This is a genomic window from Microbulbifer mangrovi (assembly GCF_002009015.1).
GTDB lineage: Bacteria > Pseudomonadota > Gammaproteobacteria > Pseudomonadales > Cellvibrionaceae > Microbulbifer > Microbulbifer mangrovi.
The window spans coordinates 1-902 of the sequence record NZ_LZDE01000097.1 but is presented as its reverse complement, the minus strand read 5'-3'; the positions used below and the strand labels follow the sequence as shown (position 1 = coordinate 902).

At 57.0% G+C, this 902-nt stretch carries 1 protein-coding gene; it reads left to right on the top strand.

What is annotated here, in order from left to right; translation table 11 throughout:
• Nucleotides 1-130 precede the first annotated feature (130 nt).
• Nucleotides 131-817 carry a tRNA (guanosine(18)-2'-O)-methyltransferase TrmH gene (trmH, locus tag B4U49_RS00455; protein WP_078082647.1) on the top strand — a complete coding sequence of 229 codons (687 nt, stop codon included), beginning with the start codon at nucleotides 131-133 and terminating at the stop codon, nucleotides 815-817.
• The last annotated feature ends 85 nt before the right edge of the window (nucleotides 818-902 follow it).

The window sequence follows — 902 nt, the reverse complement described above, 5'->3', positions numbered from 1 at the left end:
GATGGGTTTACGGCGTGTCCCGCAAAGGTCTACCCGGTAGCGGCGACGCCACCAAACTAGCCAGGTAGGGGCCACAATACCTCAATGCTATAATCCGCGGTCAGATCAGAACCCCAAAGATAGAAGTACCATGAGCCGCAGCCGCTACGAGAAATTCAAACAGGTGCTCCGCCAGCGGCAGCACGACATGACCCTGCTCACCGACCAGGTGCACAAAGGCCAAAACATCTCCGCCATGCTGCGCACCGCCGACGCCGTCGGCATTCCCGAAATCCACATGGTCCAACCCAGCTACGGCCATCTGCTGTATCACAACACCGCCGGCGGCAGTGGCCGCTTTACCGGCAACGCCGTCTACCCCGATATCGAAACGGGCATGGCCGAACTCAAAAGCCGCGGTATGCACCTCTACGCCGCCCACTGGTCCGACCGCGCCATCGACTTCCGCCAGGCCGATTACACAAAACCCTTCGCCCTCATCATGGGAGCCGAAAAACACGGGCTCAGTGACTACGCCGCAGAGCATGCCGACGATCATGTCACCATCCCGATTATCGGTATGGTCGAAAGCTACAACGTCAGTGTTGCCGCCGCGATTATTCTGCAGGAAGCCATGTACCAGCGGCAGAAGGCCGGGATGTATGACGATAAGGTGCTCGACGAAGAGGATCCGGTGATCAAGGATATTCTGTTCCGCTGGATGCACCCGAAACTGGTGAAGTACTGTGAGAAACACGGGCTGCCATTTCCCGAGCTGGATGAAGATGGCGATATTATTCCGCCGAAAGATCCCAGGTACCGTCAGCCAAATACGTAAGCACAACTTACTCTTCAAAAGCTAATAACTCTGATGCGAAGGCAAAGCCCCGGGTGCGGGTTTTCAGGAGCGTCGGCAACAGGGA